At 65.8% G+C, this 16,940-nt stretch carries 20 protein-coding genes; 7 read left to right on the top strand and 13 right to left on the bottom strand.

Going from position 1 to position 16,940, the window contains the following annotated elements; genetic code table 11:
• Nucleotides 1–46: 46 nt before the first annotated feature.
• From LKE06_RS04180 to LKE06_RS04150, 7 genes are all read right to left on the bottom strand, one after another.
• Nucleotides 47–778, bottom strand: a complete 732-nt coding sequence (locus LKE06_RS04180; RefSeq protein WP_227997280.1) for an ESX secretion-associated protein EspG — start codon at nucleotides 776–778, stop codon at nucleotides 47–49.
• The gene (locus LKE06_RS04175) at nucleotides 775–1,458 is read right to left on the bottom strand and encodes a hypothetical protein (protein WP_227997279.1); all 684 of its coding nucleotides are present in this window, start codon (nucleotides 1,456–1,458) and stop codon (nucleotides 775–777) included. Before LKE06_RS04175 ends, LKE06_RS04180 begins: the two co-directional genes overlap by 4 nt.
• Nucleotides 1,455–1,817: a hypothetical protein gene (locus tag LKE06_RS04170; RefSeq protein ID WP_227997278.1), complete on the bottom strand. Its 363-nt coding sequence runs from the start codon at nucleotides 1,815–1,817 to the stop codon at nucleotides 1,455–1,457. The genes LKE06_RS04175 and LKE06_RS04170 overlap by 4 nt, the downstream gene beginning before the upstream one ends.
• A gap of 326 nt (nucleotides 1,818–2,143) precedes the next feature.
• Nucleotides 2,144–2,776 (bottom strand): class I SAM-dependent methyltransferase, encoded by a 633-nt coding sequence (locus LKE06_RS04165; protein WP_227997277.1) that lies wholly within the window; start codon nucleotides 2,774–2,776, stop codon nucleotides 2,144–2,146.
• Between the two features lie 44 nt (nucleotides 2,777–2,820).
• A complete protein-coding gene (locus LKE06_RS04160; RefSeq protein ID WP_227997276.1) occupies nucleotides 2,821–4,071 on the bottom strand; it encodes a saccharopine dehydrogenase family protein in 1,251 nt (416 codons plus the stop codon).
• Nucleotides 4,072–4,098: 27 nt separating this feature from the next.
• Nucleotides 4,099–5,565, bottom strand: a complete 1,467-nt coding sequence (locus LKE06_RS04155) for an ABC1 kinase family protein (protein WP_227997275.1) — start codon at nucleotides 5,563–5,565, stop codon at nucleotides 4,099–4,101.
• A gap of 251 nt (nucleotides 5,566–5,816) precedes the next feature.
• Nucleotides 5,817–6,506, bottom strand: a complete 690-nt coding sequence (locus LKE06_RS04150; protein WP_227999276.1) for a TetR/AcrR family transcriptional regulator — start codon at nucleotides 6,504–6,506, stop codon at nucleotides 5,817–5,819.
• Between the two features lie 264 nt (nucleotides 6,507–6,770).
• On the opposite strand from LKE06_RS04150, the gene LKE06_RS04145 reads away from it, so the two are divergent.
• The 4 genes from LKE06_RS04145 to LKE06_RS04130 all read left to right on the top strand — a co-directional run bounded on the left by LKE06_RS04145 (nucleotide 6,771) and on the right by LKE06_RS04130 (nucleotide 9,759).
• Entirely contained in the window at nucleotides 6,771–8,108 is a 1,338-nt protein-coding gene (locus tag LKE06_RS04145) for a DUF445 domain-containing protein (RefSeq protein ID WP_227997274.1), read from the top strand.
• A gap of 102 nt (nucleotides 8,109–8,210) precedes the next feature.
• Nucleotides 8,211–8,714, top strand: coding sequence for a helix-turn-helix domain-containing protein (locus LKE06_RS04140; protein ID WP_227997273.1), 504 nt, complete (start codon nucleotides 8,211–8,213; stop codon nucleotides 8,712–8,714).
• Complete coding sequence (locus tag LKE06_RS04135) at nucleotides 8,711–9,391, top strand: heparin-binding hemagglutinin (protein ID WP_227997272.1); 681 nt, start codon at nucleotides 8,711–8,713, stop codon at nucleotides 9,389–9,391. The genes LKE06_RS04140 and LKE06_RS04135 overlap by 4 nt, the downstream gene beginning before the upstream one ends.
• A 62-nt stretch (nucleotides 9,392–9,453) precedes the next feature.
• A complete protein-coding gene (locus tag LKE06_RS04130) occupies nucleotides 9,454–9,759 on the top strand; it encodes a DUF2516 family protein (RefSeq protein WP_227997271.1) in 306 nt (101 codons plus the stop codon).
• 209 nt (nucleotides 9,760–9,968) lie between these two features.
• On the opposite strand, the gene purU is transcribed toward LKE06_RS04130, so the two are convergent.
• Nucleotides 9,969–10,859 carry a formyltetrahydrofolate deformylase gene (gene purU / locus LKE06_RS04125; RefSeq protein WP_227997270.1) on the bottom strand — a complete coding sequence of 297 codons (891 nt, stop codon included), beginning with the start codon at nucleotides 10,857–10,859 and terminating at the stop codon, nucleotides 9,969–9,971.
• 75 nt (nucleotides 10,860–10,934) lie between these two features.
• Complete coding sequence (locus tag LKE06_RS04120; RefSeq protein WP_227997269.1) at nucleotides 10,935–11,510, bottom strand: GNAT family N-acetyltransferase; 576 nt, start codon at nucleotides 11,508–11,510, stop codon at nucleotides 10,935–10,937.
• Nucleotides 11,511–11,669: 159 nt separating this feature from the next.
• Here LKE06_RS04120 and deoC point away from each other — a divergent pair, with 159 nt between their 5' ends.
• Nucleotides 11,670–12,338: a deoxyribose-phosphate aldolase gene (deoC, locus tag LKE06_RS04115; protein WP_227997268.1), complete on the top strand. Its 669-nt coding sequence runs from the start codon at nucleotides 11,670–11,672 to the stop codon at nucleotides 12,336–12,338.
• 7 nt (nucleotides 12,339–12,345) lie between these two features.
• Here the strand turns inward: deoC and LKE06_RS04110 are convergent, their stop codons facing one another.
• Nucleotides 12,346–13,077 (bottom strand): LmeA family phospholipid-binding protein, encoded by a 732-nt coding sequence (locus tag LKE06_RS04110; RefSeq protein ID WP_227997267.1) that lies wholly within the window; start codon nucleotides 13,075–13,077, stop codon nucleotides 12,346–12,348.
• Nucleotides 13,078–13,176: 99 nt separating this feature from the next.
• Here LKE06_RS04110 and LKE06_RS04105 point away from each other — a divergent pair, with 99 nt between their 5' ends.
• Nucleotides 13,177–13,785 (top strand): hypothetical protein, encoded by a 609-nt coding sequence (locus tag LKE06_RS04105; protein ID WP_227997266.1) that lies wholly within the window; start codon nucleotides 13,177–13,179, stop codon nucleotides 13,783–13,785.
• A gap of 16 nt (nucleotides 13,786–13,801) precedes the next feature.
• Here LKE06_RS04105 and LKE06_RS04100 read toward each other — a convergent pair whose 3' ends face one another.
• The 3 genes from LKE06_RS04100 to LKE06_RS04090 all read right to left on the bottom strand — a co-directional run bounded on the left by LKE06_RS04100 (nucleotide 13,802) and on the right by LKE06_RS04090 (nucleotide 15,766).
• A complete protein-coding gene (locus LKE06_RS04100) occupies nucleotides 13,802–14,599 on the bottom strand; it encodes a class I SAM-dependent methyltransferase (protein WP_227997265.1) in 798 nt (265 codons plus the stop codon).
• Complete coding sequence (locus tag LKE06_RS04095; RefSeq protein ID WP_227997264.1) at nucleotides 14,569–15,087, bottom strand: DUF2505 domain-containing protein; 519 nt, start codon at nucleotides 15,085–15,087, stop codon at nucleotides 14,569–14,571. The genes LKE06_RS04100 and LKE06_RS04095 overlap by 31 nt, the downstream gene beginning before the upstream one ends.
• Before the next feature lie 193 nt (nucleotides 15,088–15,280).
• Complete coding sequence (locus LKE06_RS04090; RefSeq protein WP_227997263.1) at nucleotides 15,281–15,766, bottom strand: DUF2505 domain-containing protein; 486 nt, start codon at nucleotides 15,764–15,766, stop codon at nucleotides 15,281–15,283.
• A gap of 90 nt (nucleotides 15,767–15,856) precedes the next feature.
• Between LKE06_RS04090 and LKE06_RS04085 the strand changes: the two genes are divergently transcribed.
• Entirely contained in the window at nucleotides 15,857–16,897 is a 1,041-nt protein-coding gene (locus tag LKE06_RS04085) for a UDP-N-acetylmuramate dehydrogenase (RefSeq protein ID WP_227999275.1), read from the top strand.
• Nucleotides 16,898–16,940 lie beyond the last annotated feature (43 nt).

Raw genomic sequence — 16,940 nt, 5'->3', positions numbered from 1 at the left:
ACAACTACCACGCGCGCGGTCGGGGTGGCCGCACACGGTGGTTCGCTCAGCGGATCTGGGCCAGGCGCTGTATTTGGCCGGCGAACTCCTCGTCGGATACGGGGGTGAGCACCAGATCGTCGGACGAGGTGAGCAGGTAGCGGCCATCGCCGGTGAAATCGAGCCAACTGCGATGCCGGGTCGGCGGGGACATCGGATGATCGGGCTCCACGGTCACGGTGATGAATCCGCGACCGTCGACCGGTTTTCGCAACGTCCGGCGCAAACGTGCGGCCGAGCGTTCACCATTGGCGACGAACGGCTCGGCGCGGTCGGAATTCAATACCGCGTCCTGCGGTTCGCGCATCGAGCTGAGCCTGCCCGCCCGTGCCGGGCCGATGATCTGGACCAGACGCCCACCGACGGTGCGGGCGTGGCACATCTGCACGGTCACCTTGTCTGGTGCGGCCACCAAAATGCCCGCGTGATTGTGCACGACCGCGGCGAAGGCGAGGATCCGAGCGCTGTCGGGCGTGCTGCTGCTGCTGCGTCCGTGCGCGGTGCGTTCACCGGAGATCGTGATGGTGGTCGCATCGGTGCGTGCGCACAGCATGAGCGCGGCGGACAGGTCGGGGTCGGCCTGGCGGGCGAACCGCTGTGGCAATCGCAGTGCGGCGTATTCGGTTTCGGTGCGCACGGTGCCCGCGGGCATCATATTGACCGGGTAGGGTCGGCGGTCCAGGCTCGTTTCGTTTTCCCAGACATGCGTGAATTCGTCCGGTGTGAGAATCCATTTCACCGTGCGCGGCCCCCGCCGGCGGAGGTGGGCCGGGCCGGTGGTCGGCCGTCGGTGGGGCCCTCCGATGGGGGAGTGAACCGGGGAACACGGTCGCCGGATGCGGGCATTGTCGGGGTGTAGACGTAGGTCATCGTGTCTTGGACGTCAGCTTGGATAGCGGCCGCGGTGATCTCGTATGCCATCCGCCGCGCGCCGCCGTGTACGGCCTCCGCGGCGGGGTCCTCCATCGGGTGATACTCCTGAGGCGGCGGGATTGCGGCCCGAATCGACTGCGCGGCCTCACAATTCATCTCCATCAGATGTTGCACGGTGCGGCACACGTCGGAAGTGTCGATGCCCGCGCGGGCGAAGGCGCGCGTAGCTTGTAGTGCGGCATCGGCGGATCGGCCGGACCAGCGCGCGAATTCGCGGTTGGCGCAGTCGGAGAAGGCTTGGAATGCGGTACCGATCGCGGTGGCGTTCGACTCCCACGCGGCGGCAACCTCCCCGAGCGCGGCGGGGTCGATGGCCTCGTGCACCAGATCCCAGAGCTCCCGGTGAGTATAGGCGCCGAATCGCTCGGGTTCTGGTGCGTACGCGGGATCTGTTCCGCTGCTGGCATATCCGGCGCCGCCGGTGAGCAGCTGCTGGCGGGCGCGGATATCATCGGCCGCCGCTCTGGTGTCCCGGGAGGTGCTCACTGCGGCTCCAGATACTGGGTGATGAGCGCGAGCGCGGCCTTGTTCGCGGCGTCGGCATCCTCGAACTTCTTGCCCGCGGCCAAGTACGCGGCCTTGTAGAGCAGTGCGGTCTCCTGGAAAGCGGTCACGGTGTCGAGGTATCGGCTGCCCTTGTCGCGAAATCCTTGGGTAAGGTCATGTCCGGTAGGGAGATCCGGAAATCCGGTGACGCTGGTCACGAGATGTCCGGTGGCCATTGCCTTTTGCAAATCCTCGACGAGCTTGTCGCATGCGGCGGCAAGGTTTTGGGCGACGTCCTCGGCCAATTCGAATTGTTTATCGCCCGTGCCGGTGGCGGCCGCGTACAGCTGCCTTGCCATGTGCTGCCCAGTATCCGGTACCGCCATCTGGGTTACCCCCCTGCTGTTCGGCCCACTCCCCACCGCACCACCTACAGTTCGTCACTCTACCGGTCGGTAAGGGACGACGTGCCCCCCTGCGCGGATCGGACACCTATCCGGTTGACGCCCTGGGTGGCCGTTCACGCGCGAGCGGAAAAACTTCGGCGCCGGATGAACCCGACCGAGCGGGAACAGATTCCTGATCGCCATTCTGGCGGCGGATCGCGCCGAATCGACCCGTGCGTCGATTCGGCCTCGGTGTCAAGGGGTTTCGTGGTGGCGCCGTCGAAATACCGCAGCTCGGCTCACGCCGGGCGGGCGGCGCTGACGTACTGCAACAACCGATGCACCTGCTGGTCGATGTCGACCAATCCGTGCTCGGCGAACAGTTTCGGGAAGATGTCATTGTCGAAGACGCGCAGTCCGCTCCAGCCACCGACGATCCGGCTGGCGTGACCGATCGCATTGTCGGCGCGGTGGCTGGTGGTGATCGCGATGCGGCCTCCCGGGGCGAGGACGCGGATCATTTCGCGGGTGGCTGCGATGGGATCGGGGATGAGGTAGAGGGCGCCGAAGCAGCAGACCGCGTCGAAGCTGCCGTCGGCGAAGGGCAGCTTGCGCGCGTCGCCACGTACATAGCCGACGCGCGGACCGGCGTTGTCGGCGACGGCGCGAGCGAGCATGGGCTCGGAATAGTCGAGGCCGATCGCGTAGCCGTCATCGGAGAGTGCGTTGCTCAGATACTTGGTGAAATTGCCCGGGCCGCAGGCGATATCGAGCACCTTCTTGGCGCCGTCGAGATGCAGTGTGGTGACCGCGTCGCGTCGGTCGGTGGCCGTGGTCCGGCCGCTGGCGAGATAGAAAAGGGCCGGTCGCCAGGCATGCTCGTAGACCGCCGCCAGTGCTGGGGCGTTCATGGTGAGTCGGGCGAGGTTCACGGGATCATCCTGTGGCGGTCGGAGTCGGGGTGCCGCAGCATCATTCAGGTTCGGTCGACCTCGATGGTCATGCCTGCCGCGCGCAGCCGATCGGTGAGAGCGTCGCCCATTGCCGAGGCCGGAGTGAGGATGCCCGCCAGTTCCGGCTGCTTGTCGCCGTCGAAGGCCAGGCACAACCCGCTCTCACCGAGCAGCACCGCCGTCGCCTGATAGCCGGGATCGCCGGTGCCCGCGAAGGTTGCGACATATTTCGCGCCCGAGGTGGTCCTTGTGAACGTCTTCATCGTGAACCATCCACTGGCACGGGTCTTTTCGCTCGGTCCGGTGCCCGGCTTCGGCAGCACCCGGTCCAGCAGCCTGCGCCCGGCCGATACCCGTGACAACACCGCGCCCGCGGTCAGCGTCGCGACGATTCCGCCCGCTATACCCGCCGCGATGAGCGGAGCCGCCGGTGAAGTGCCCGCGCTCATTACCTCGCGGTAGCGGAAGTTCTTGCCGTATACCCAGTCGAGCAGGCCGTTGGTGCGGCGCACGATCTTGGTGTTGTGCGCGGCCATCATGAAGGTGGCCACCCAGCCGTCCAGGCTCGAGTCGATACTGCCGGCCCGCTGCAACGCCTGATCGGACTGCCAGCCCACATCCGGGTCCATCGACTTGTCCGGGCTCAGCGAATACGGGTGCGCCAGCACCGCACCTTTGGACGAGTCCTTGGCGATCGCCTCCATCATGGCCCGGCCGGAGTCGATGGTGCCGCCGCTCGCGCCGCCCTTGAGCCAGGCAACCAGCGTGGTCTGTTCCAGCTCGCCGGTGTTGTCCGCGGCCGAGCGCTTGTAGAGCTGGTACACGCTCAGATCCGACGGAATCGAGTCGTAGCCACAGGAATTCACGATCTTCGCGCCGGTGCTCGTGGCCTCGTCATGAAACCGGTCTATCGCGTCACGGATGAACAGCGGCTCACCGGCGAGGTCGGCGTAATGGGTGCCAGCCTTCGCGCAGGCGGCCACCAGCGGCATGCCGTAGCGCAGATAAGGCCCGACGGTGGTGACCACGACCGTGGTACGCGCGGCCAGTGCGTCGAGCGCGGCCTGATCGGTCGAATCGGCCACCACCAGTTCCCAATTCGCGGCGGCCGGGCCCAATTCGGTGCGCACGATTGTCAATTTGTCCAGCGAACGCCCGGCCAGCGCGATTCGCGCCGACTCCGGTGCCGCGCCCGCCAGATACTGCGCGGTGAGCTTGCCGACGAAACCTGTCGCCCCGAACAGGATGAGATCGAATTCTCGCTTGTTTGCCATTTCTACCTGCTCTCGATGAATGCTGTGTCAGGCCGTGCGGCCAGGATCATGTGGTCGACCGGGCCATGCCTTGTCTCGCGCGGGCTGCTTGGCCCGCGCCCTCGGCTTTGTCGCCGTCAAGGGCGGACGCTGCGCCAACCAGTCGTGATGGGCCCGGCCCAATTCGGCGACCGGGGGTTCGTCATAAAGCCATTCGCGTGAAATGCGATGCCAATTCGCGGTGCATTCGAGCTGCCCGAGCATACCGAAGGTGAGAAAGTCGGCTCGTCGTGAGAACAGATGCTCCGGCGGCAGATTCTGCTGTTTCATACCGGCGAACTCGCTCGCGCGAGGATCCACGGCGAGTAGGAACGCGCCGCTGGCCAATTCCGGGGTGATAGTGAGTTCCTCGTCGACCAGACACCATTCCGATGCGGCGAGCACGTACTCCAGGCATTCCTCGGCGCCGATCTCCTCGGGCGAATCGATCACACCGTGCTCGATCATCAACTGCCGCAGGTCTTCCGCGCGATCCTCGGCCGCCGCCCGCAGACAGACCGTTTCGAACCGCACATGCTCGGGATCCATCCGGTTGAACAGCCCGAAGTCCAGAAAACTGACGCGGCCGTCGGTGGCGAGCAGCACGTTGCCGGGATGCGGGTCGCCGCAGAACTCGTTGAAGGTGAACAGCGAACCCACATAGAACCGGTAAATGATCTCGCCGATCCGATTGCGCTCGGCGTCCGGCAACCGCCTGATCTCCTCGAACCCTCGGCCTTCGACGTACTCGGTGACCAGCACCCGCGTGGTGCTCAGTTCGAGTATCGAGCGCGGCACCAGGATGAACGGGTGCCCGGCGTAGAGTTCGGCGATCTGCAGCTGGGTATTGGCCTCGGCCTGGTAGTCCAGCTCGCCTTCCATATTCAGGCGCAGTTCGTCGAGGACGGTCGGGGTCACCCACGGCATCGCCGACTGCAGCACGCGCCGGAACATGGCCAGGTTCTTCAGATCCGCGCGAACCGCCGCCTCGATACCGGGATACTGCACCTTCACCGCGACCTGACGACCGTCGTGCAGCCTGCCGCGATAAACCTGCCCGATGGAGGCCGCCGCGATCGGCGCCGGCTCGAACTCCGCGAACACCTGTTCCAACTGTTGCCCGAAGTCTTCCTCGATCACCTGCCGCATCGACTCGAACGAGACTGTGGGGGCGGCATTGCGCAGCACGGCCAGTCGCTTCTGGAAGCGTTCGCGATGATCCTCCGGCACCAGATCCAGATCGAGAACCGACATCATCTGCCCGAGTTTCATGGCGATGCCCTTCATGGTCCCGAGGACCATGACCACCTGCTCGGTGGTGCGGATCATCGACTCTTCGGCCATCTTCGCGCGCACGGCCTCGGACCTCCCGCGCATCGACAGCCGCGTGCGCTGTGTCCGGATCATCGAGCCTGCCGCGACCGCACCCAGCTTGGTGCCACGGGCAAGCCGAGAAGTCGGCACTTGCTTGGCCATCGAGGTACCTCCATTGGTGCCGCGGTTGGAGCGACGGACGCGCGGGCGGCAGCTTTGCGTGACCACGTAGCGTCTCGCGCAGGCCATCATCGAGCGCTGTACGGGGTGGTGTCGCAACGCACTCCGGCGCACCGCTCGGGGATCAGAGTAGCCAACCCGAGGGCAAAGTCGAGTCGGCCGTCACACTTGCCCGGCCGCTGGGCCGACGACCTGCGTCGGGGCGCTTGCAACGTGCTAGCGCAGGCAGCGGGTCACGCGTCGGGGCCGGCGGCTGCGGTCGCCGTCGGCAGCACGTGCGGCTGCTCGTTGAAGATCGTCCGCGAGCCACCGGCGCGCGCCATCCCCTCGATCGCGCTCCACGTCATCATCGTGAGGTAGTCGATCACCTGTTCACGCGACATGGATTTGTTGGTGGTCCACCAGTGCGTGGCCAGCTGGATCCCGCCGACCAGAACGTAGGACCACAGCAGCGCGCCCTCGGTTTCGAGGTTGTGCTCGGTGGCGCGGTCGGTGATGACCACCGAAACCACCTCGGCGAAGAGTTTCTCGAACTCCGCGAGCGAGGACTGGTCGCCCGAACCGTTGCCCATGATGAAGCGGTAGACCTCGGGGTCCTCGTCGACGGTGCTGACGTAGGCCGACAGCGCCGAGCGCACCAGCTGGTATTCGTCGGCGTCGAGGCTGATCGCCCCATAGACCCGTGGCATCAGCGTGTTCTCGATATAGCGCTGCATGGTCGCGTGGACCAGGTCGTTCTTATCGGAGAAGTACCGGTACAGCACGGTTTTCGAGACACCGATCTCGGTCGCGATCTCGTCCATGCCCGCGCCGGCCCCGCGGTTGCGGATCGCGGCGAGAGTGCCGTCGACGAGTTCTTCGCGCCGGTCGATCTTGTGCTGTCGCCACCGGCGCTTGCGCCCGTCCGGCCGGTCGGTGCGCACCGCCGCCGGTCGCTCGGCACGCTCACCGACGTCGACAAGGTCTTCGGTGGACAGCGTGAACTCCTCGTTCGTAGGTTGCGGCCATCTTGCGCCCTGCCGGACCGCATTCACACCTCAGCCTATGTCCCAGCAACCGCCCAGATGTGCGTTTGGGCCGGGATGCGGCCGGAACCACACAGATGACCCGCCTCAGCGTGGCTGGACTCACACCTCGGCGTGCGTGGGCGAACCGGCTCCGCCGCGACGCACAGCAGAATGGAGGACATGGAGAAAGCTCCCGGCACCATCGCGGTCCTCGACTCGCGCGGCCAGCCTCCCGCCGCGGCTCCCAATACCTTCGCCGCCTTCGTGGACGAGGAGCGCAAGCGACGCGACCTGTTTCGGATGAAGGCGTTCGCCGCCGGGCTGTTGGTCTTCGCCACCGCGATCTACCTGTACTGCCGTTGGATGGAATCACGCGGCGCGGGCGGCGATTGGGTGGGCTATGTGCGCGCGGCCTCGGAGGCGGGCATGGTCGGTGCGCTGGCCGACTGGTTCGCGGTGACCGCGCTTTTCCGGCATCCGCTCGGCCTGCCGATCCCGCACACCGCGATCATCCGCAAGAAGAAGGACCAGCTCGGGGCCAGCCTCGGCGCCTTCGTCGGCTCGAATTTCCTTGCCCCCGATGTGGTTTCGGCCAAGGTTAGCTCAGCGCAGATCTCCTGGCGGATCGGGCGATGGATGGCCGACCCTGGTCATGCCGCCCGCGTGGCGCAGGAGAGTTCGACCATTCTGCGGGCCGTGGTCGGGGCGTTGCGTGACGAAGACGTCGAGCAGGTGATCGATAACACGATCGTGAAGCGGATCGCCGAACCGCTGTGGGGGCCGCCGATCGGCCGGGTGCTTGCCGAACTGCTCGCCGACAATCGTCAGCTGGCGCTGTTGGACATGCTTGCCGAGCGGGCGCACCAGTGGGCGCTCGGCAGTCAGGAAACGATCGACCGGATCGTCCTGCGTGACGCGCCGCAGTGGGCCCCGAAATTCGTCAACGTGCTGCTGTCGGAACGGATCTATCGGGAACTGGTCGAGTTCACCTGGAAGGTCCGTTCGAACCCCGAGCACGAGGTACGGCTGGCGGCGAATCGTTTCCTCGAGGAATTCGCCGATGATCTGCAGCATGACGACGCCATGATCAAGAAGGCCGAGCGGATCAAGACGCAGGTCATGGGGCGCGAGGAAATCACCGGTATGGCCGCGGCGACCTGGCGCGCGGCCAAGCGGCTGATTCTGGAATCGGCCGACGATCCGAGCAGCACGCTGCGCAGGAAGGTGGCCGAGAACGTCCAGCAGTTGGGGGAGCGGCTGCGTGACGATGAGGAAATACGGGCGAATGTAGACGGCTGGATCGATCGCGGCGCACGCTATCTGGTGGAGAACTATGCCGGGGAGATCACCACGCTCGTCACCGATACGGTTGCCAGGTGGGATGCCGAGGAAGCCAGCAAGAAGATCGAATTGCAGGTCGGGCGTGATCTGCAGTTCATCCGAATCAATGGAACCGTCGTCGGATCGCTTGCTGGACTGGTTATCTACACGATTTCGCAATTCATGTTCGGCAGCTGAAACAGCACACGCCGAACGTCTGCGACAGGGTGCTAACAATGCGCTTGCAATAGTTAGCACCCTGTCCTAGACTTCAACCGTACAACCGCCAGAAGGTGAGTGATGGCAGACCAGTCCGAGGTTTCGGCCGAGTACACCGACAATTCGTCCGAGCAATCGGCCGGCGTCGGAGAAAGAGCGGCCCGCGTCGTAACCGCGGCGCACGACATCGGAGGTTTCATCAGGGCGCAGCGGGAGGCCGCGCAGGTTTCGCTGCGTCAACTCGCCACCCTGGCGGGGGTGAGCAATCCGTATCTCAGTCAGATCGAGCGAGGATTGCGCAACCCATCCGCCGAAGTACTCGCGCAGATTGCCAAGGCACTGCGGGTGTCCTCGGAGGTGTTGTACGTCCGGGCCGGCTTTCTCGAGCAGCGGCCGCACAGTCCGGTCCGGGATGCCCTGCTCGCCGATACTTCGGTCTCCGAACGGCAGAAGCAAGTGCTGCTGGACATCTATGAATCGTTTCGCCGGGAAAACGGGGGGGACGAGCCAGGGGGGGATCAATGGGACAGCGATGTTCCGAGCGTGATAACCGAAACTCCGCCACGCCAGGAGGACGAACCATGACCGAGAAGAACTCCACCAAACCACTGTTCGCCACCGTCGGTGCCGGTGATGCCGTCTACGCCGCCGTCGTCGACGCCGTCACCCAGGTGCGCGAACGCGCCGCCACCGCCGATGTGTCCGGCCGCGTCGAAGAGACACGCGAGCGCTTCGCCAACGTGCCCGCCGACGTCCAGGCCCAGTTCGAATCGCTGCGCGAGCGGCTGTCCGGACTGCCGTCCGAGCTTCCGGAGGACCTCGCCGAGCTGCGCGAGAAGTTCACCCCCGAAGAACTGCGCATCCTCGCCGAGAAGTACTACCACCAGGTCGTCGACCTGTACTCGGACCTTGTCGTGCGTGGCGAGGAGACCGTTGAGCGGCTGCGCGCCAACCACCTGGTCGATGACCAGCTCGAGCGCGTCGAGTCCATCTATAAGGACGCGACCACTCGTGCGGAGGATGTACTCGGCCGCGTCAACGACCTCATCGGCCGTCCGGCCAAGGTCGAGGAAGCTGCCGAAGCCGAATCCGAATCCGAATCCGAAGCCGAAGCCGAAGCCGAAGCCAAGGCCGAGCCGGTCGTCGACGCCGAGGTGCTGACGGTGACCACCGAGACCGAACCTGTCGCGGCGAGGAAGGCCCCGGCCAAGAAGGCGCCCGCCAGGGCTCCGGCCAAGAAGGCCGCTCCGAAGAAGATGTAATCGCTTTATCGAACCACCCCTGGCCCCGCACACCACTGGTGTGCGGGGCCATTGCTTCTAATATGGGTGGGGTGGATATTGCGCACGGTTTGACCGGCATGATCTTGCTCGTACTGCGGCTGGTGGCACTCGGTGCGACGATCTTCGCGCTGATACACGCCATCCGTCAGCGTCCCGACGCCTTCACGGCTGTGGACAAGCTGACCAAGCCGATCTGGATCGCGATTCTGGTCGGGGCGTTGTTGTTCCTGCTGCTGTCGCTGGAAGTCACGAGCCTGCTTGCGCTCGTCGCGATCATCGCGACCGGCATCTATCTGGCCGACGTGCGCCCGAAGGTGGACGAGATTCAGCGCGGTCCGCGCTGGTAGAGCGGAATTCGGTCGAACATTCTCAGTGTCGGCAGTAGCTGGCAGCGCGAATCGGGGTTGCTGTATCTAGCAGTAACGCAAAGTGGTGTCCGATGCGTGCAATGTTGCCGTCCGCGCCGGCGGGCTTCCAACTACGAGCGGTTCAACGAAGATCTGGCCGACGTCCTGGAAGCGGTGCACCCGCCGACCGAGCACTCCATGCCGACCGGTCAATTGAAGACGACAGTGCGGCGACCGTGGACAACCACGCGGCCCTCCAGATGCCAGCGCAGACCGCGGGCCAGCACGACGCGTTCGATATCGCGGCCCTGACGCACCATGTCGCGCACCTCGTCGGCGTGATCGATGCGGATCACGTCCTGCTCGATGATCGGACCGGCATCCAGTTCCGCGGTCACATAATGACAGGTCGCGCCGATCAGCTTGACGCCGCGAGCGAACGCTTGGTGATACGGGCGGGCACCGACGAACGAGGGCAGGAAGCTGTGGTGAATATTGATCGCCCGCCCGGACCAGTGCTCGGTCAGCTGCGGCGGCAGCACCTGCATGAATCGGGCCAGGACCACCGCGTGCGGATCATGCGCATCGACCAGGGCCCTGACCTCGTCGAATGCCGGGCCGCGCTCAGCCGGGTCCTTCGGAAAACGCACATAGTGGAACTTCACGCCGTGCGCCTCAGTCATCCCGGCCAGATCGGGATGATTACCGATCACCGCCTCGATAGTCGCCGGCAACTCGCCGCTCGCGGCCCGGCCGAGCAGATCGTGCAGGCAGTGCCCGTCCTTGCTGACCAGCAGGACCGCGCGGCGCCGTTCCCCCGAATCCAGCAACTGCCACTCGGTCTCCGGCCCCAGCTCGGCCGCTACCCCGGCGAATCGCTCACGCAGCTCCGTCAACCCGAACGGCACCGTCGACGACTTGATCGCCTGGCGGGTGAAAAACCAGCCACTGTCGACATCCGAGTGGTAACCGGCCTCCACGATCGATCCGCCGAACTCGGCGATGAACGAGGTGATCCGGGCAATGATGCCCGGTCGGTCCGGGCAGCCGAGGCTGAGGACGAAGCGGCGGTCGTCCAGGGCGGATAGCGCGGAACTCATCGCTACATACTCCCAGGTGGGCAGTGGGGGGTGAACATGGCCACCTTTGTGGAGGGGATGTCTGAGTGTTTGTTGCTATGTGCGGTTGTTTGTGGTCGATTGATCGTTGTAAAACGGTTCAGCGTAATGGAATTCGCCGATTATCGGAGATTCGTATGCGGTAAGGGGTCGTACCTGGAAATGGGTGGCCCATGTTGGTTCGTCGGGAACTACGCCCAGGCGGGCGGCGGGGACGAAACCGAATTGGGGGTAGAAGTCGAGGCTGCCCAGTACGCCGACTAATGGCTCGTCCAGTGCGTCGGCGGCGCCTAGGGCGGCGTGCATGAGCGCCGAGCCGACGCCGTTGCCCTGGTGATTCGTGGTGACGCCGATGGGCCCGAGCGCGAGGACCGGGAAGGGGCCTACTCCGGCTCGGGTCAGGCACAGGTGGCCGATGACGAGGTCGTATTCGATGGCGACGAGTGAAAGCGTCGGGATCCAGCCCGAATCACTGCGCAGGCGAGCGACCAGATCGACCTCGGGCGGGTCGGCGTTGTCGACCTCGAGGTCGACAGTGCTGGCGTCGCCGTTCGCGTATTGCGGTCCGAACGCGCTGCGATGTACCGCCGCGATGGCAGCGGCGTCGTCGGCGCGTTCCCGACGGATCAGCACGGCGTTATCTCCTCCTGAGCGAGTAGGGCCATCCGTACCCGCTGTTCCGTCGGTACGGGCCAGCCCGCGCTACCCGTAGTCCACCGGCAGTATCGAGTGTGCGGGATGTGCCGGAGGCGCGCAATGGAATTCGCCCTCGGTATGCGAGACTCTGATCCCATGGCTGATTCCGCGCCGCTGAACCGGTCCGAAGTGGCCGCCATGATCGACCACACCCTGCTCGCCCCCGAAGCGACGCCCGCCGATGTCGAGGCTTTGGTGGCGGAGGCTCGGGACCTCGGGGTGTATGCGATCTGTGTGTCGCCGTCGATGCTGCCGGTGCGGGCGCCGGGGGTGGTGGTCGCGACGGTCGCCGGATTCCCTTCGGGCAAACACCATTCGCTGGTGAAGGGCGCCGAGGCACGCCTTGCCGTCGACCAGGGCGCGGCCGAGGTGGACATGGTCATCGACGTGGGCGCGGCCAAAGCGGGCGAATTCACTGCGGTGCTGGCCGATATCGTGACGGTTCGTGAGTCGGTGGGTGATCGTGCGCTGCTCAAGGTGATCATCGAATCCGCGGCGCTGCCGGACACCGCGATCGTTGAGGTCTGCCGGATCGCCGAACAGGCGGGCGCCGATTTTGTGAAGACCTCCACCGGATTCCATCCAGCGGGCGGTGCCAGCGTGCATGCTGTCGAGCTGATGGCCGAGACCGTCGGAGGGCGCCTCGGCGTCAAGGCCAGCGGCGGCATTCGAACCGCGCAGGCCGCGGCCGAACTGATCGCCGCCGGTGCGACCCGCCTCGGTCTGTCCAAATCCCGTGTGGTGTTGGATGGTTTCGCGCGCTGAGGTTGTCTCAGCACATGACGTCGGAGTTGCTGCCGGTCGCGGCGGCGAGTTCGGTGCCTCCGCCCGCGAGTTTCACCTCGATGCCATTGTCGGTCACCTTGATATCGGTGGCCTTCAGCCCGAGCGGATAGCTCTGCAGGCTCTGGCTGAAGACATCGACGATGCTCTGCACCAGATCGGTCGGCAGTCCGATGCCGAGCAGGTGAGCCGAAGCCGTCTCGACATGCACCACACCATTGGTCACCTGCGGGTGCACCTGCAACTGTGCGAGGCCGCCGAGCACATCGAGGGTCAGCATGCCGCTGGATGCCGAGGACTTCACGCCGGTCACCATTCCGGCGAGGGTCTCCTTGATGCCGTCATTGCTCCAGGTGACATCGGCCGATGAACTGCCAATGGTGCCGCCGCTCTTGCCGTTGTCCTTGACCTCTACATCATTCAAGCGGGCATGCACCACCATGCCGACGGCCGGACCGAACTTGGTGTCGTCGCTGTCGACGGTGACTTCGGAAATCTTGCCGTCGAACCAGGTGATCAGCATCGGCTTCCAGCCGAAGCCGACATCGATCTTCGAGCCCATGTCCTTCTCGAATTGCGTACTGATGCAACGTGAAACGGTATGCCTGGCATACGCCTCGCCGCCGACTACGACCCCGACCAGCAGGGTCGCGACCACGACGAGGGCGATCACCAGGGTGCGTCGGCTGATCGTCTTGGTGGAGGGAGGCTTAACGCTCATGTCGCCGATTCTCCATGACGTTTCTGTGTCCGGTATGTGGGCGCGGTGAGGGCTTCGATTGTGACATATGACACAAGATTCGAGCGTAGCCTGGTCGTCATGGCTGGCGAAGCGGCGGGCCGCGCGTTCGAATCTTTGGAACACCGATGGCGTGTGCTGCGAAGATTGGCCGGTCGCCATGCCGGTTTCTTCACCATCGGGCAGGTTACGCGCACCGGTTGTGAGGTGCGGGTTCGGGCCGGTCTCGCGGACGGATCGGTGACCCGAGCCGGGGTCGGGCTGCTGCGGCTGGGCGAATGGGTCGAGGGGCCGCTCGACGAATACGCCATGTGGGCAGCGTGGTTTGACGGCGCCGTAGCGGTTTCACATCAGAGCGCGGCGGAACTGCACGGGCTGGGGCGGCTGGGCCCGAGGTTCCTGCACCTGTCGGTCGGCGCGGGACGACCGCCGGTGACACCGCGGTTGGTGGTGTTGCGGCGCAGGCTGGCCGGTACTGACGTGGAATCGGCCGGTTCGTTCCTGGTAACGACGCCGGTTCGGACTGTGCTGGATCTGGCGGAGGCCGATATCGGGCAGTCGGCGCTCGACGAAGTGGTCGGTGACGCGGTCGCTATCCACCGCTGTGCGATCGAGGGGATCCGTTCGGCCAGTGGATATTTGCCGCCGCACGCGGCAGCGAGGATAGACCGGGCGTTGGCGGGCGTGTGAATCACCGGCAGCGCGGTCAGTTCGGCGCCACCGCCGACCATGGCACCGAAAGTACGCAATCGCGCATCCGACGACGGTAGGGGCGCACCGGAAAACCGTTCCGCCGCAACGACTCCGATGCGGCACGCCAACGTATCCTCGGCCCGAACGGCGCCAGCGGCGCGGCGTGCGCCCAGGCCCGGTCGGCGGCGGTGAGCAGCGTGTGGATCGGTTCGCCCGGAATGTTGCGGTGTATCAACACCTTCGGGAGTCGCTCGGCGATATCGGAGGGGCGATCGACGGTGAACGGGTCCCACGCCACCGTGAGCGACAGCGGGCCGGAACGATCCAGCAGTACCCAGGCGCAGCGGCGGCCCAACTCGTCACAGGTGCCGTCGACGAGCAGCCCGCCCGGTGCGATACCGGTCAGAATGGTCGACCATGCCCCGGGCACCGCCGATTCCGGATACTGCCGGAGCACATTGAACGCGCGCACCAAAGTCGGTCGCAGCCCGGCCAATTCGAATCCGCCACGGGCGAAGGTCACGCCGTCGCGACCGGGCGCCACCCGCTGTGGATCGATCTCGAGACCGACGACGCGCACATCCGGGCGGACGGTACGCAGGCGCGTCGCCAACTCCAGCGTCGTCCATGGACTCGCTCCGTAGCCGAGGTCGACGACAAGTGGATCGGCGGCGGCCCGCAGTCGCGTACTGACCAGGTCGTCGTGCATCAGCCACCGATCGCTGCGCCGCAACCGGTTGACGCCGGTGGTGCCACGGGTGATGGTGCCGACCGGTTTGCTCAGTGGGTCGGGTTTTGCTCTTCCAGCCACCGCACGGTCTCTTCGGCTTCGGCACGGAACAGGTCGACCAGATTCACCAGCATCAGCTGCTCCAGTCGCGGACCCACCATCGGAATGAACACCTTCGCCTCGGAGGAGAACCGCATGGTGGCGCCGGTGTCGGTCGGGAACAGTCGAACGGTGCCGCCGAGACTGCCAGGGCCTGCGGGAATGGATGCCGAGTATTTGCCGATGACCTCGTCCTCGTTGAACAGGCCGTAGCTCTCCTTGCGGGTGATCACCATGTCCTTGCGCATCACGGCCTGCGCGATCTCCGGCAGCATCTCCCTCGGCAGAATGTGATGCATCACGAGTTCGATCCCGGAGTCGCTCACCTCATGGCTGATGACCTCGTTGTCGGAGTACTTCCGCATCTCCGTGACCCGTGCCTCCCAATAGTCGCGGTTCGACAGTGCCGCATACAGCTCTTTGGTGTTGTGCAACGGGTAGCGGGCTGAGTAGTCCAGTCGACGAGCCATGGGCGATCACGTTACCGGGACCGATCGTCGCGTCATCGTTCGGCGGTAAATGTGGGCAGCCACCACAGGCCGTGGCCGATCAGACCCGGACCTAGCCCAGTCCGCACCGGTGGCGGGGCGGTGCCCAATCGCGGGCGCTCCCGAGCACTGGCGGTACCGCATCCAGGGCCGTCGCTCGCGCCGGGGCGCCCGGTCAGTGCGATCCGAGCCAGGTGTTGCTGAACTCCTCCTCGGAGGCGAGCAGGTTGGTGAGGTGTTCGGCGATCGCGGTTTCGATCTTGCCGCCGAACAGCGGGATCTTCACCTCGATGCTGCCGGTGACGGTGGCGACCGAACCGGAACCGTCATCGGCGAGGGTGATGGTGCCACGGACCTCGGCAGGCGCCCCCTCGACGCGGGCCTCGAAGGTCGCGAAGTCGCCGGTCCAGTTCTCGACGCGCGGGATGATCAGGTCGCCGGGGCGCACCGCGGTGATCGCGGCGGGCAGCAGCTCAGCGGCGATAGCCTGCACCAGCTCGACTCGGACTTGGTCACCGTTGACAGCGACCAGGTCGAGCCGAGCGTTCGGTCCACCCACCTCGGCGATGCGGTCCTTCCAATACTGCTCGTCTGCGATCGCCGCGCGCACAGCAACGGCCGGAAATGTGTAGCGGGCCGTGTACGCCAGGGGTGTAGCCATGATCGGACACGCTACCGTCTGGCTGTGCGAACTTCACGGGTGGTCTCGACCGATCAGCTGCGCGACCTGCTGACCGACACCGGTGCGCTGCTGCGCGAATCGGTGCGATTGGCGGACCTCACTACGCTGCGGGTCGGCGGCCCGGCCACGGTCGCCGAATGCGCGAGCACCGAGTCGCTGGTGGCGACCGTGCGCGCGCTCGACGCCGCCGATATCCCGGTATTGCTGCTAGCGGGTGGTTCCAATTTGCTGATCGCCGACGACGGCTTCGACGGAGTTGTGGTCCGCGTGCTTACCGGCGGCGTCGAGATCGGCGCGGATGGCGTGATAGCCGAGGCAGGCGCGGACTGGGACTTCGTGGTGGCCGCGACGGTCGCCGCCGGTTTGGGCGGTCTGGAGTGCCTGTCCGGAATCCCGGGGTCGGCCGGCGCGACACCCGTGCAGAACGTCGGCGCCTATGGCGTGGAGGTGGCGAACCTGCTGCGCCGGGTGCGGCTGCTCGACCGGGCGAGCGGCGAGATCCGCTGGGCCGAACCCGGCGAACTCGGTTTCGGATATCGCACCAGCGTGCTCAAGCACCGCGATGACGCGGTGGTGCTCGCCGTCGACTACGCGCTCGACCCAACAGGATCGAGCGCGCCACTTCGCTACGGCGAACTCGCCCGCGCGCTCGACGCGACCGACGGTACGTCCCGGCCCGCGGATCAGGTCAGAGCCGCGGTGCTGCGGTTGCGGTCAGGCAAGGGCATGGTGCTCGATGCCGCCGACCACGACACCTGGAGTGCGGGCTCGTTCTTCACCAATCCGGTAGTACCCGAGGCCCGCGTCGCGCAGGTGCGGGCCGCGATCACCGACTATGTGGGCGATGTCAGCATTCCGGCCTACCCGGCGCCGGATGGGGTCAAATTCCCCGCCGGCTGGCTCATCGAGCGGGCCGGTTTCGCCAAGGGCTTCCCCGGCCCGGCCGCCCCGGCCCGGCTGTCGACGAAACACACGCTGGCGCTGACCAACCGTGGCGGCGCTACCGCCGCGGACGTGGTTGCGCTGGCTCGGACGGTGCGCGATGGAGTGGCCGAACGGTTCGGCATACGGCTGGAACCGGAACCGGTCACTGTGGGTGTCACGCTCTGACCGGAGATCGCCGTCACATTCTTCGCTGACCGGTTCATCGAAT

It is taken from the genome of Nocardia australiensis (assembly GCF_020733705.1).
GTDB classification, from domain to species: domain Bacteria; phylum Actinomycetota; class Actinomycetes; order Mycobacteriales; family Mycobacteriaceae; genus Nocardia; species Nocardia australiensis.
This window is presented reverse-complemented; position numbering and strand designations above follow the sequence as displayed.

Coding starts and splice junctions, on each gene's coding strand:
- LKE06_RS04170 (WP_227997278.1), bottom strand. CDS start 1,817: ATGGCAAGGCAGCTGTACGCGGCCGCCACCGGCACGGGCGATAAACAA.
- LKE06_RS04160 (WP_227997276.1), bottom strand. CDS start 4,071: ATGGCAAACAAGCGAGAATTCGATCTCATCCTGTTCGGGGCGACAGGT.
- LKE06_RS04155 (WP_227997275.1), bottom strand. CDS start 5,565: ATGGCCAAGCAAGTGCCGACTTCTCGGCTTGCCCGTGGCACCAAGCTG.
- LKE06_RS04145 (WP_227997274.1), top strand. CDS start 6,771: ATGGAGAAAGCTCCCGGCACCATCGCGGTCCTCGACTCGCGCGGCCAG.
- LKE06_RS04140 (WP_227997273.1), top strand. CDS start 8,211: ATGGCAGACCAGTCCGAGGTTTCGGCCGAGTACACCGACAATTCGTCC.
- LKE06_RS04135 (WP_227997272.1), top strand. CDS start 8,711: ATGACCGAGAAGAACTCCACCAAACCACTGTTCGCCACCGTCGGTGCC.
- LKE06_RS04130 (WP_227997271.1), top strand. CDS start 9,454: ATGGGTGGGGTGGATATTGCGCACGGTTTGACCGGCATGATCTTGCTC.
- purU (WP_227997270.1), bottom strand. CDS start 10,859: ATGAGTTCCGCGCTATCCGCCCTGGACGACCGCCGCTTCGTCCTCAGC.
- deoC (WP_227997268.1), top strand. CDS start 11,670: ATGGCTGATTCCGCGCCGCTGAACCGGTCCGAAGTGGCCGCCATGATC.
- LKE06_RS04110 (WP_227997267.1), bottom strand. CDS start 13,077: ATGAGCGTTAAGCCTCCCTCCACCAAGACGATCAGCCGACGCACCCTG.
- LKE06_RS04105 (WP_227997266.1), top strand. CDS start 13,177: ATGGCTGGCGAAGCGGCGGGCCGCGCGTTCGAATCTTTGGAACACCGA.
- LKE06_RS04095 (WP_227997264.1), bottom strand. CDS start 15,087: ATGGCTCGTCGACTGGACTACTCAGCCCGCTACCCGTTGCACAACACC.
- LKE06_RS04090 (WP_227997263.1), bottom strand. CDS start 15,766: ATGGCTACACCCCTGGCGTACACGGCCCGCTACACATTTCCGGCCGTT.